The sequence below is a fragment of the Microbulbifer agarilyticus genome, assembly GCF_001999945.1.
GTDB classification, from domain to species: domain Bacteria; phylum Pseudomonadota; class Gammaproteobacteria; order Pseudomonadales; family Cellvibrionaceae; genus Microbulbifer; species Microbulbifer agarilyticus_A.
Genome location: NZ_CP019650.1, coordinates 4135549 through 4147424 on the forward strand (window position 1 = coordinate 4135549; position 11876 = coordinate 4147424).

General features: G+C 56.2%; 10 protein-coding genes and 1 pseudogene. 5 read left to right on the forward strand and 6 right to left on the reverse strand.

The features are described 5' to 3' along the window. The first annotated feature begins 39 nt into the window (after positions 1-39). The 3 genes from Mag101_RS17190 to Mag101_RS17200 all read left to right on the forward strand — a co-directional run bounded on the left by Mag101_RS17190 (position 40) and on the right by Mag101_RS17200 (position 2350). Entirely contained in the window at positions 40-924 is an 885-nt protein-coding gene (locus Mag101_RS17190) for a YicC/YloC family endoribonuclease (protein ID WP_077407751.1), read from the forward strand. 161 nt (positions 925-1085) lie between these two features. After that, a complete protein-coding gene (locus tag Mag101_RS17195; RefSeq protein WP_077407753.1) occupies positions 1086-1787 on the forward strand; it encodes a DUF3800 domain-containing protein in 702 nt (233 codons plus the stop codon). Then, positions 1787-2350: a hypothetical protein gene (locus Mag101_RS17200; protein WP_077407755.1), complete on the forward strand. Its 564-nt coding sequence runs from the start codon at positions 1787-1789 to the stop codon at positions 2348-2350. The genes Mag101_RS17195 and Mag101_RS17200 overlap by 1 nt, the downstream gene beginning before the upstream one ends. Positions 2351-2539: 189 nt before the next feature. Here the strand turns inward: Mag101_RS17200 and Mag101_RS17205 are convergent, their stop codons facing one another. Genes Mag101_RS17205 through Mag101_RS17215 form a run of 3 tightly spaced genes read right to left on the reverse strand, consistent with a single transcriptional unit; the run spans position 2540 to position 6500 of the window. After that, positions 2540-3739 carry an acetyl-CoA C-acyltransferase gene (locus Mag101_RS17205; protein ID WP_077407757.1) on the reverse strand — a complete coding sequence of 400 codons (1200 nt, stop codon included), beginning with the start codon at positions 3737-3739 and terminating at the stop codon, positions 2540-2542. 25 nt (positions 3740-3764) lie between these two features. After that, a complete protein-coding gene (locus Mag101_RS17210) occupies positions 3765-4997 on the reverse strand; it encodes an acetyl-CoA acetyltransferase (RefSeq protein WP_077407759.1) in 1233 nt (410 codons plus the stop codon). A 36-nt stretch (positions 4998-5033) separates the two neighbouring features. Next, positions 5034-6500, reverse strand: a complete 1467-nt coding sequence (locus Mag101_RS17215; protein WP_077407761.1) for a carotenoid oxygenase family protein — start codon at positions 6498-6500, stop codon at positions 5034-5036. A gap of 252 nt (positions 6501-6752) precedes the next feature. On the opposite strand from Mag101_RS17215, the gene Mag101_RS17220 reads away from it, so the two are divergent. Together Mag101_RS17220 and Mag101_RS17225 are read left to right on the forward strand one after the other, a co-directional pair. Next, positions 6753-7676 (forward strand): winged helix-turn-helix transcriptional regulator, encoded by a 924-nt coding sequence (locus Mag101_RS17220; protein WP_077407763.1) that lies wholly within the window; start codon positions 6753-6755, stop codon positions 7674-7676. 124 nt (positions 7677-7800) lie between these two features. Continuing rightward, positions 7801-8493, forward strand: coding sequence for an aspartate/glutamate racemase family protein (locus Mag101_RS17225; RefSeq protein WP_077407765.1), 693 nt, complete (start codon positions 7801-7803; stop codon positions 8491-8493). Positions 8494-8550: 57 nt separating this feature from the next. On the opposite strand, the gene Mag101_RS17230 is transcribed toward Mag101_RS17225, so the two are convergent. The 3 genes and pseudogenes from Mag101_RS17230 to Mag101_RS17240 all read right to left on the reverse strand — a co-directional run bounded on the left by Mag101_RS17230 (position 8551) and on the right by Mag101_RS17240 (position 11819). Continuing rightward, complete coding sequence (locus Mag101_RS17230; protein ID WP_077407767.1) at positions 8551-9465, reverse strand: SDR family NAD(P)-dependent oxidoreductase; 915 nt, start codon at positions 9463-9465, stop codon at positions 8551-8553. A gap of 46 nt (positions 9466-9511) precedes the next feature. After that, positions 9512-9971: pseudogene (locus Mag101_RS17235) on the reverse strand (MaoC family dehydratase). A 45-nt stretch (positions 9972-10016) separates the two neighbouring features. Then, positions 10017-11819, reverse strand: coding sequence for an acyl-CoA dehydrogenase (locus Mag101_RS17240; protein WP_077407769.1), 1803 nt, complete (start codon positions 11817-11819; stop codon positions 10017-10019). Between the last annotated feature and the right edge of the window lie 57 nt (positions 11820-11876).

The following is an 11876-nucleotide window of genomic DNA, read 5'->3' on the forward strand; positions in this document are numbered from 1 at the left end:
CACTCATGCTCAATTAGAGCATTTCTGGAGCACGGCAGTATGGCCAACAACAAAGTGCGCAGCATGACCGCTTTCGGGCGTGCCGAGGTAAATTACGCCACCGGTACCGCCGTGTGGGAAATGCGCTCGGTGAACCATCGCTACCTGGAACCGCACTTCCGCCTGCCGGAAGCTGCCCGCGCACTAGAGCCCAAACTGCGTGAACAGCTGCGCAAGACCCTGAACCGCGGCAAGCTGGAAATGACCCTGAACCTCAGGGCTACCAGCGGCGAAGCCGCGGCAATTGAGGTGAATCAGGCGCTGGTTGAGCAACTGTTGAGTGCGGCCAAGCAAGTCTCACCGGGCCTTGGCGGTGTCGGCAGCCTGCCGCTGAATCCGATGGAAATTCTGAAGTGGCCGGGGGTAATTGCCGAACCGGAAACCGATGCGCAGGAACAGGCCAACGCCATCCTCAATGGCTTCAAGCAGGCGCTGAAACAGCTTGTGGATAACCGCGAGCGCGAAGGCGCCGAACTCGCCGGCTTTATCGAAGCACGCCTCGTCGGCATTAATGAACAGGTCACCACCGTGCGCGCGCTGCTGCCGCAGATTCTGCAAAACCAGCGCGAAAAACTGAAAACCCGGCTGGAAGAACTGCTCGAAGAAATCGACAAGGATCGTATCGAGCAGGAAATTGCGCTGCTCGCACAAAAAGCGGATGTGGATGAAGAGCTGGACCGCCTCGATGCCCACATCACCGAGACCCGCCGGGTGCTCAAAAACGGCGGCCCCATCGGCCGTCGCCTCGACTTCCTGATGCAGGAATTCAACCGTGAGGCCAACACGCTTTCATCCAAAGCGGTAGTGACAGACACCACACAGGCTGCAGTGGAATTAAAGGTATTAATCGAGCAGATGCGCGAGCAGGTGCAAAATATTGAATGATTTGTCAGGAGATTCTGACCAAACCAGACTCAAGTATCGAATTCATTATCCATCTGAAAATTTATTCCAACTATCACAGATAGTTAATTGACGTGCGTATGGCGTTGGCCTGTGATACTAAAAACCTATTTCTAGATCCATCGTAGAAAAGCAATAATTCAATGAGTGAATTTAATCTCTATTGTGATGAAAGCAGACATACATCTGATCCATCTCAAAAGTTTGCTGTTATTGGTGCTATTCATGTACCCAGAGAAAAAAAGCATTCAATCGTTGGGCGCCTGCATAACTTAATGGCTATTCATAATGCTCACGGTGAGTTTGGCTGGAAGCGACTTTCACCCAACAGAGCAGCATTCTATTTCGAGCTCATCGACCTTTTTATTAATGAAGAAGACTTACGGTTCCGCTGTCTTATTGCCGATAAAACGCTACTAGATCATAACCGATACAACGAAGGCGATTCAGAATTAGGGTTTTATAAGCTCTATTATCAGATGCTAGTACATTGGATGCTTCCCGGTAACACATACCACCTATATCTTGATTGGCAACAAAACTCAGCTAGCGGGAGATTTCAGGAACTAAGGTCGGCGCTTCGAAATAAGCTGTCAGGCCGTGCGCATGTAGCATGTCTCGAATCTGTCACTTCTCATAGCCAGCCCTTGGTTCAGCTAGCCGATCTGTTTATGGGTGCAGTTGGATACAAGTGGAATAGACTCGATCAACTATCCACAAGAAGTGAAATAAAAACCAATTTTTCAAACGATCTGGCAGAAAAATTGGGCAGACCGACACTTGAAAGTGGCACATACCCCTCAGAAGAGAAATTTAATATTTTTCATTGGCAGGGGAGGAGCTAATGGGCGAGTCATTGTGGCCTCAACTCCGATTAGAAGCTGAGTCTCTAGCAGAGCTCGCTGAAAGATATAGAGAGGTGTACCTTAAAACCTACGTTAAAGATGAAGAAGGAAATCAACGCACTTTCACTGACTGGAATGGATATACATATCGATTCGCTGCAAGACAGTTTGATCATGCCTTCAGCAAAGCAAGCAATTATCGTGCTGGCACTGGTGTGCACGACGGCGGTTGGTGTCGAAAAAGGCTACGCAGGATTTTATGGATTAGAGAAGTTCTTGCGCTTTCTGCAGGAACAGTGCAACGATACAGCCAAGTACGGCAGAATATGCGCGGGAAAAATGTAAAAAGACGAACGCTAGTGGTACTCGAAGAAAAATATGTAGTTGTCTTTGATGACCCAAAGAAGCCAGGCCAGCCATTCCATTTCGTGACGGCTTTTCCAGCGGATGAAACATATCTAAGTAAAGTAATTAGACAAAAAAGCTGCCACTTAGAAACAAAAAAGGCGCAGCCTTCAGCTGCGCCTTCGAAAGAGAAATGCCCCAGTCTTATCGGCGACTGAGGCGCTGCCACTGTCCAAAACCTTAGGTAAAGGACAAACCGGTCTGCTTGAGACCTGAAGTAATTGTACTCTAAGTTGACGAATTGTTAATAGAAAAGTGCTCTGAGAGACAGGTAATTGGGGATCACTCACAGACATTTCGACCACTAAAAGCACAATTTGTAGAATTTTACGCCTACAGAGCCAAACTCAGCCTCTCTCAATTAATGTCGCAACTCCCACACCGGCACCACCACAAATAGCAACCAGACCGCGTTGCAGGCCTCTTTTCTCCAGCTCGTCGAGCAACATGCCGATTAGAATCCCACCGGTGGCACCCAGCGGGTGACCCATAGCGATGGCGCCACCATTGACGTTCAGCTTGTCAAAATCGATTGCAAAGTGCTGCTGGTATTTCAGTACGCTCGCGGCAAAGGATTCGTTAATTTCCCACAGGTCGATATCTTCTGACTTAAGCCCGGTCGCGCTCAACAACTTTTCGGTGGCGCGCAGGTGGCCGGTGAGCATTTGTACCGGTTCATCGCTGGCACTGGCAAAGTGGCGAACTTTGGCGCGCGGCTTGAGGCCGTATTCTGCGCAGGCATTTTCGCTGGCGAGCAATACCAGCGATGCGCCGTCTACCAGCGCCGGGGCATTTCCCGCGGTATGCCGGCAGTCAAGTTCGGTTCCGGGATAGGTGAAGCCGACGAGCTTCTGCGCGAGCGGTGCGAATTCGCGGAAACTTTCCGGCAGGGCGGAGAGTTTTTCCATACTGGTTGTGCGTATGCCGTCGTCGGCCTGCAGGATCGGCTCGCCGTCGCTATCGGTTACCGGAATCAGCGCGTTGGCAAAGTGGCCCGCCTGCGATGCGTGTGCGGCGCGCTGCTGGGATTGCAGGGCGAGCTCATCCAGTCGTGCGCGGCTGTAGCCTTCGCGAGTAGCGATCAGGTCGGCGGACAGACCCATGTGCATAAAGCGCGTCGCCCGCATCACTTCCTTGTCGGTATACCAGGGACCCTTGTCGGAAAACATCGGTACCCGGCTCAGGTGCTCGACACCGCCGGCCACCATCACCGATGCCATGCCTGCAGCGACATGCGCTGCGGAAGTGTTCACGGCATCCGACCCCGAACAGCAAAAGCGGCTGATGCTGGCACCCGGCACACTGTCGGGCCAACCCGCGTACATGGCGGCCATCTTGGCGATATTGGAACCCTGCTCACCGCTCTGGGTGGAACAACCCAGCAGTACATCGTCGACGATAGTCGGATCTAAGTCGTTGCGCGTTTGCAGTGCGTGAAACAGCGGTGCGAGTAGTGCGACGGGTTTTACCTGCGCGTAGGCGCCTTTCTCGGCGTGACTGCGGGCACGGGGGATCCGTACGGTGTCGATAATATTGGCGCTTTGCATACTCTGCTCTTTATCTGGTTTTTAGTTAGCGGCCGATAATCAGGCTGGCACAGGTGGTGGTACTGCCGCCGAGGTTAAACGTCATCAGGTTTTTGGCATTGGCGATCTGGTTTTCGCCGGCGGTACCAATCACCTGACGGAAACCATCCAGGGCCATACGCACACCGGTGGCACCCACGGGGTGACCGAGACCGATCAGGCCACCGCTGGCATTGACCGGCAGTGCGCCATTTCGCGCAAAAGTTTCTTCCTCGATCAAGCGATGGATTTGGCCGGGAGGCACAAGTCCGCAATGATCCAGAATCATGTATTCGGTGATATTGAAGCAGTCGTGTACTTCCAGCCCGTCCACATCGCGCACGCTTTGCATGCCGGCACGGGCCAGGGTTTGGGCAAACAGCTGCTGCACATGCGGGAATAAAACACCCTGTGGGTTCTGCAGTTTGAGTTTGTTGGAAAACAGCATTGGCGCATTGATATGCCCCCAGCCCTTAACCCGTGGTATGTCTTCGAGGCGCAGGCCGCGGGCGCGGGCGTATTCCTGTGCGCGCTCCTCAGTCGCGAGAAAAACCACCGCGGCACCGTCGGTAATCTGCCCGCAATCGTGCCGGCGGATAGCGCCGCTCACGGTTGGGTTTGCAGTGTCATCCTCGGCAAAACTGTTGTCGGCAAATTGCCAGCGACGGGACTGCGCGTTGGGGTTAACACTGGCGTTGGCAAAATTCTTTTCCGAGATTGCCGCAAGGTGTGCCTTGTCGAGCCCGTGGCGTGCGCGATAAGTATCGATAAGCTCAGCAAAGGCGCAGGGCCACAGGTATTCCGTATCGGTCCATTCACGTCCGTTCCAGGCGGCCGGGGCCAGATTGGCGGCTGCCTCATGACCGGGCACATTGCGCATCTGTTCGATGCCCACCACCGCCGCCAGTTGATAATTGCCGGCGCGCAAGTCGGCCATGGCGGCGAGCAGTGCCATGGAGCCGGATGCACAGGCGGCCTCGTGGCGCGCGGCGGGCAGGTAACGCAGCGCCGGGTCCACCTCACCAAAGAAGCCGCCCAGCTGTGCCTGACCCGCAAACAACTCACCGACAAAATTGCCCACATGGCCCACTTCAATTTCTGCGGCATCCAGTTTGGTGTTTTCCAAACCGGCCTTCAGGGTTTCGGCAAAGCCATCGAACAAGGACAGGCCGTCGCGCGCCCAGTTACGGGCAAAATCACTCTGCGCACCGCCGAGGATATAAATGGAACTGGTGGCCACGGTGTTCTCCCCTTAATTAGCTGTGACTTTCTGTGCTTATTGATCGCCACGGAGAGTTGGGCCGTCGGCCCAGGTAGCGTGGGTGCCGCTGCAAATCCGGTGCGGCAGGATAATGCGGCACACGGGTCCCGCCTCGATGTCCTTCGCATCGATCAACACGCACTCGGAGCGGTCTTCTTTCATGTCGGTGATAAAACTCACCAGATAGCCATCGTCTTCGTCCTTGGCGTTTACCCGCGGTGCAAATGGCGACTCGCTGCCAAACCGCTGTTCGCCAAACGGCAGGCTCCAGCTTTCGCCGGTTTCCAGATCGTGTTTGACCATGCCGGAAAACAGGAACCAACCCGGCTCTCCCCATACGGAATACAGGTAGCGGGATTTACGCCCGGCGTAGCGCTGATTGAACATGCCAAATTCCAGTACGCGCTCGTCGAGTCGCTCCTCTTTGGTCTCCCCGGTTTTCAGGTTGAAGCGCCAGCGGTGCAGGTGTGACTTGAACGAATGCATATCAATGCCGGCCATCAAGCGACCGACTTTTTCCGGCAATCCCGGCAATGGCTCCGGCACCGGCGCGTCCTGGAAGTAGCCGTCGAGAATAATCTCATCGCCTTCTTCGTACGCGTTCATCCAGTGCAGGACATAGGTGGGCGCCGCCTCAAACCAGCGGATGTCTTCGGCCTTGCCGTAGCGCGGCAAGATGGCAAAGCGCGTGGGCATGTCCGGGTGGTAACCGGCGCGGTGGATATTGTCCTTCAGCAGGTTTTCATCCCAGAACAGCGGCAGGTCCACCAGAATGGAGTAGTTCTCGGTAAACGCCATATCGTGCGGCAGGCGTGGTCCCGGGGTAGGCACTGGGGTGTAGTGCACCAGCTTGTTGTGCTTATCCACCACGCCATAGTGCTGGTAGGGCGGATGCTTGGAGTAGTTGAAGAACAGCATCTCGCCGGTGCGCTCGTCCACCTTGGGATGCGCCGAGATACCATCGACCGGCGCCCAGCCGGCAACGCCCTCCTGCTCCAGGGTATAGGGATCGAGACGGTAGCCATCGCCACACTGCCAGAAAGTCGACAGCACTTTACCCGCATGCACCACCACATCCGTGGAGGAGGCGTCCTTCACCGCGCCCTGCGCGCCCCATCCCGGTCGCTTGGATTTGTGTACGCTGTTGGCAATGCCCGCCCACAGGGATTCGCCGGCTTCCTGCTCAGCCTCGAACCCCTTGGTACGCACGAAGCGATTGCGGTACTCGACCTTGCCGTCGCGGAAACTCATGGCGTGCAACATGCCATCGCCATCGAACGGGTGGTAGACACCGATCGCCTCGTGCACCTGATTTTCCGTATTGCGGATATACACCCCGTCGATATCCCGCGGTATCTCACCGATCACCTCGAGGTCCGTCGCGGTAAATTCGGTGAAGTTTGGGGTCCAGGCACCGTTCAGGTAGGGGTGCATACTGGGCTGGAGGGTACTGGGGACGGTGTTCTTATATTTGATATCCATACCTGTAGTACTCAGGGCCTCAATAGGGTTAGGTCTAGGCTACGTCAAAGTAGTTTGTAGCAAGCAACTCATAAATAGTTACTTGCATTATGATACTAATAATAAAAACAGATCGACCGGATCCGATCAAGTATGGATTTAATCGGAAAAATAGCTGCCAATTCAGGATCAGGTGATTAGACAGGGTAACCAGCACTAAAAGACCGATTACGGGGAATTCGCCACAGCGGCGGGATGCGCTAATATCGCGCCATGAATTCGGGATTATTGATTAACCGCGCCGTTGCCGGCGGGCTGGATGTGATCGGGGACCGCTGGTCGCTGCTGATCCTGCGCGACGCTTTTTTGGGGCGACGCCGCTTTGAAGAGATTCGCGCGCATACCGGTGCCAGCCGCGCCACGCTGACCCGTCGCCTTGCTGCATTAGTTGACGCAGACGTGCTGTACCGCAAGGCCTATGGCACCGGTTCGCGAGTCGAATATCGACTCACGGCCACAGGGCAGGAACTGTTCGGTGCATCACTGCTCGCGTGGCAGTGGGAGTCCCGCTGGGACCATGGCGAACAACTGCCCGCGCGGTTGCGCCACAGTGTGTGCGGGAGCCCACTGCACCCCCGCGCCCAGTGTCGCGCCTGCGCCGAAGAAGTCACGCTGGACTCCGTCGACTGGAACCTGCCCGCAGCGGGGCTGGAGCCACAATTTGAAGAGCTGCGCTCCATCGGCGGGCAGCGCCGTGTGCGCGCCGAACAGGCGACGGGCAGTGACCGTGACCTCGCCACGGTGAGCAATTTGATCGGCGACCGCTGGACGCTGCTGATCCTGATTGCCGCCTTTTTCGGGGTGCGCCGCTACGACGACTACGCCAGACATCTCTCCATCGCCTCGAACATCCTGACCCAGCGCCTGCGCTTCTTGGTGGAGGCCGAAGTGCTGGAGCGCATCCGCTACCAGCAGAATCCGCCCCGCTACGAATACCGCCTGGCCCCACGGGGCAGGGACCTGTACCCGCTGGTCATGGTGATGCGGCAGTGGGCGGAGCAGCGTTTGCCCCCGGATCAGCGGCCGCTGGCCTTGCGGCACAAGGGCTGCGGAAAGCCACTGGTGATCGACGTGGTATGCGGTGAATGCGGACAAAAACCGTGGCCACTGGACGTAACGCGCTCAGAAACCCGCTGAGCGCCGGTTAGCTGATACCAGCCAGTCCTTGCCAGTCATCCACAGCGCGGATTTACCTCGACTGTCCGCGCCACTTGTGGATAAATATACACATCCGCAATTTCGAACAGATTCGAGGTGAGATGTGCTCCGAAATGACATTTACAATGATGAGTATTCCATCGGCGTGGTTGCTGGCACCGCCACGGATACCCGTTTTGGACTCGATTTTCTCGCCGCCCGCCAGATAGCGGGCCTGGGCATCTCCCTGTCTGCCTCACCGCAAGCGCAAACCCAGCTGCAGGCGCTGGAGCGGGGCGCCCTCACCCAGAAGCTGATCGATGCGATTGAGTCCCTGCAGCAGCAGGGCGCCGCGGCGGCAATGATCTACTGCAACTCGCTGTCTGGCGCCGTGGATCTGGATACCGTGCGCAGCACCGTCTCGATCCCGGTGGTGTCACCGCTGGATGTGTACGCGGAATTGACCCAGCGCTATCGCAACTTCGGCCTGCTCGCCGCCAACTGCCAGAGCTGTGCCAACATCGAGCGGGAAATCCTTTTGCGCAACCGCAGTGCCAAGGTCATCGGCATCGGCAACCTGCAGATTGTGGAAGATATCGAAGACGGGGTATCACCGGCGGAACTGGTACAGCAGCACGCGCTGGATGACCTGGCGGCGGCACTGGTGAAAAGCGGGGTGCAGATCCTGATCCTCGGCTGCACCCATTTTGACTACTTCTACACCGAGCTACTCAAGCACTGCGACGGCATCAAACTGTTCCTGCCGTCGGAGCGCATGCTGGCTCTGCTCAAGGCGCAGGCACTGGAAGCGGCTTGAAGCCCTGCCAGATAACTGGCCGTACTAGCAATTACCGTATTATCACTTGCCGTACTATCAGGCCGACTGGGTGCTGGCCATCGCCATCTTGAGGAATTTCTCGGTTTGCCCGAGTCCGGAGGCCAGCTCAGCCTGAGCACTCTGATCGCAGATCTTGTCCCAGTTTTCGATTACCGCCTCCGGGGTGCGTGCCTCCGCCGGAATAAAAGTCCCCGCCGTTTCGAACAGACGCGTACTCGCAAAACCACCGGCTCCTGCGCACAGGATAAAACGGTTGGGCGAATCCTTGTGACACAGGGTGAGAGCACCAGCGGTAACCGCCTCGGGGGTGAGCATATCCATGACCTCTGGTGGCATCAGATCCTCAGTCATGCGGGTGCCCGCGGTCGGTGACAGCGCATTAATGCGAATGTCGTATTTGGCACCTTCAAGCACCAGCGTATTCATGAAACCGAGTACCGCCATTTTGGCAGCGCCGTAGTTCGTCTGGCCGAAATTGCCGTACATGCCGCTGGAAGAGGTGGTCATCACGATGCGTCCGTAATTCTGCGCACGCATAATGTCCCAAACTGCCTTGGTGCAATTCACCGACCCCATCACGTGTACATCCATCACCATCTGGAAATCGCTCAAATCCATTTTGCTGAAGGATTTGTCGCGCAGGATGCCGGCGTTATTAATCAGAATGTCGACCCGGCCCCACTTGTCCATGGCCTGCTGCACCATGTCCTGCACCTCATTGAACCTGGCCACGTTAGCGCCGTGCGCAATCGCTTCGCCGCCGCTGGCCTCGATTTCGCGCACCACTTCTTGCGCAGCCGCCGATGAAGCACCGCTACCATCCCGCGCCCCACCAAGGTCGTTAACCACCACTTTTGCACCTCGTGCAGCCAGTGCCAATGCATGGGACTTACCCAGGCCATTACCGGCGCCGGTGACGATGGCTACCTGGCCGTCAAAACGTACTGTCATGGTTTCTCTCTCATTGTGATTATGTGGTCGGTGTGAATTGGACGACTCAGGCAACCATCTGCATGGTGAGCCACTCCGCCTTAAGGGCCGGCTTTTCTTGGCCCTCGATTTCCACCGTGACGTCGAATTTCAATAAGAACTGACCGGGATTTTTTTTCTGCCGCGTCAATAAGCTTGGCGCGCGCGCGAATACGACTGTCGACTTTTACCGGTGCAATAAAACGTATCTCGTTAAAGCCATAGTTAATGCCCATATAGGCGCCTTCGATCGCGATGCCGAAACTCTCCGCAAAGTGCGACAGCATCGACAACGATAAGAAACCGTGTGCGACGGTGCTGCCAAATGGTGTCTCGGCAGCGCGCTCGGGATCGACATGAATAAACTGGTGGTCGAGCGTCGCCTCGGCGAACAGGTCGATCTGCTGCTGACACACCGGGAACCAGTCTGAGGTTTTTAGATCGGTACCGATATATTCGAACAGAGATTCTTTACTGACAGTGGTCACGATGTTTCCTGTTTGTTAATGGCGCTTTGAATTAACACCAAACTGTTAAAACCACTCCGCTTGCATTGCAAAGCTGGTGCTGTCAATTTCGCGCACCAGTTTCGACCAGTGATAAATTTTTGGCAGTTCGCAGCGGAAGAAATACTGCATCGCCTGCAGTTTTCCGCGGTAGAAGTGTTCATCATTTTTATGCGGGTTAGCCTGCAGTCCCGCATCGGCGGCCAGTCCCTGACGCAGCCAGATCCACGCGACGACGATATGCCCGAACATCTCCAGGTAACTGACCGAGTTGGCGAATACGAGGTCGATATTTTTTTCTGCAGTTGCACCGAGCACAGTAGTCGTAGTCTGCTGCAACTCGGTAAGCGCAGTGCCTAACTGCTCGGCAAACAGGCTCAGTTCCGTATCGCGGGCTTTGTCGATAGTGCCATGAATTTCGGCGAGTATTGCCTGATAACCGGCAAAGTTATTCATCGGCACCTTGCGCCCGAGCAGGTCGAGGGACTGAATACCGGTGGTGCCTTCATGAATGGGGTTCAGGCGGTTATCCCGGTAAAACATTTCCACTGGGTGTTCATTGATATAGCCGTGGCCACCCATAACCTGGATGGCCAGGTTGTTGGCCTTGGGGCCGTATTCCGAAGGCCAGGTCTTGATAATCGGGGTCAGGAAATCCAGCAGGGTGTGCGCCTGCGCACGAGCCTCTTCGGTTTCTGCTGTTTTTTCGTCGTCGGCCAGTTGGCTGCCGAGCAGACACAGTGCATAGGCGCCTTCGGCATAGGCCTTTTGCGTGAGCAGCATGCGACGAACATCGGCGTGCTCGATAATCGGGATGGGCGGAGACTGCGGGTCCTTGTTGCCCAATAAACGGCCCTGGGGACGCTCGCGCGCATAATCGAGGGAATACTGGTAGCCGGTCAGTGCGGTGAGGGCGGCACCGGTGCCCACCATAATGCGAGCCTCGTTCATCATGTGGAACATATACATCAGTCCCTTGTTTTCTTCGCCCACGAGATACGCAGTAGCGCCGCCGTTTTCGCCAAAACTCAGCGCGGTGGAGGTGTGCCCACGGCCGCCCATCTTGTGGAACAGGCCAGCGAGGGCCACATCGTTGCGCTCGCCAAGACTGCCGTCTTCATTGACCAGGAACTTCGGCACGATGAACAGGGAAATTCCCTTCACGCCTTTTGGTGCACCCTTAACCCGCGCGAGCACCAGGTGCACGATATTTTCACTGAGCTCGTGGTCGCCGCCGGAAATAAAAATCTTGCTGCCGCTCAGTCGGTAGCTTCCGTCCGCTTCACACGTTGCCGTGGTGGTAAGGTCCGCAAGCCCGGAGCCGGCACCGGGCTCGGTCATCGCCATGGTGCCCATAAAGCGTCCTTCGCGCATGGGACGCACCCAGGTGTCGATCTGTTCCGTGGAACCGTGCGCCTCAATCAGGTTGGCATTGGCATCGGTCAGGGAGATATACCCCAGAGTTGTACTGGCCACGGCCGACAGATGCGCCTGGGCTGCGTTGGAAACGATTAGTGGCAACTGCATGCCGCCACTGGCAAAGTCGCTGGCGGGCGCGGCAAGGCCGGCCGCAATCACTGCGTCCAGTGCCGGTTTGATTTCGGGAATCAGGTGTACCTTGTTGCCGTCAAACGTCGGCTGGTGGGTATCGACCTTTTGGCGGATCGGCAGAAAGTGTTTCAGCGCAACCGCTTTGCCGGTTGCAATGGCGGCATCGAAGGTTTCTCGACTGTGTTCCGCATAGCGCGGGCGCTCGATCAATGCCTCCGCGTCAAACAGTTCGTAAAGCATAAATGTAAGATCGCGTTCGCTGAGCACGTGTGCTGGCATAAATCACCTGATTTTTATTAAGTCCTTGCGGCACTCTCGCCCAAATTTGCCGGAGTC

Bases quoted from the DNA above. Each gene is read 5' to 3' on its own strand.
- Mag101_RS17190 (WP_077407751.1), top strand. From the start codon at position 40: ATGGCCAACAACAAAGTGCGCAGCATGACCGCTTTCGGGCGTGCCGAG.
- Mag101_RS17195 (WP_077407753.1), top strand. From the start codon at position 1,086: ATGAGTGAATTTAATCTCTATTGTGATGAAAGCAGACATACATCTGAT.
- Mag101_RS17200 (WP_077407755.1), top strand. From the start codon at position 1,787: ATGGGCGAGTCATTGTGGCCTCAACTCCGATTAGAAGCTGAGTCTCTA.
- Mag101_RS17205 (WP_077407757.1), bottom strand. From the start codon at position 3,739: ATGCAAAGCGCCAATATTATCGACACCGTACGGATCCCCCGTGCCCGC.
- Mag101_RS17215 (WP_077407761.1), bottom strand. From the start codon at position 6,500: ATGGATATCAAATATAAGAACACCGTCCCCAGTACCCTCCAGCCCAGT.
- Mag101_RS17220 (WP_077407763.1), top strand. From the start codon at position 6,753: ATGAATTCGGGATTATTGATTAACCGCGCCGTTGCCGGCGGGCTGGAT.
- Mag101_RS17230 (WP_077407767.1), bottom strand. From the start codon at position 9,465: ATGACAGTACGTTTTGACGGCCAGGTAGCCATCGTCACCGGCGCCGGT.
- Mag101_RS17240 (WP_077407769.1), bottom strand. From the start codon at position 11,819: ATGCCAGCACACGTGCTCAGCGAACGCGATCTTACATTTATGCTTTAC.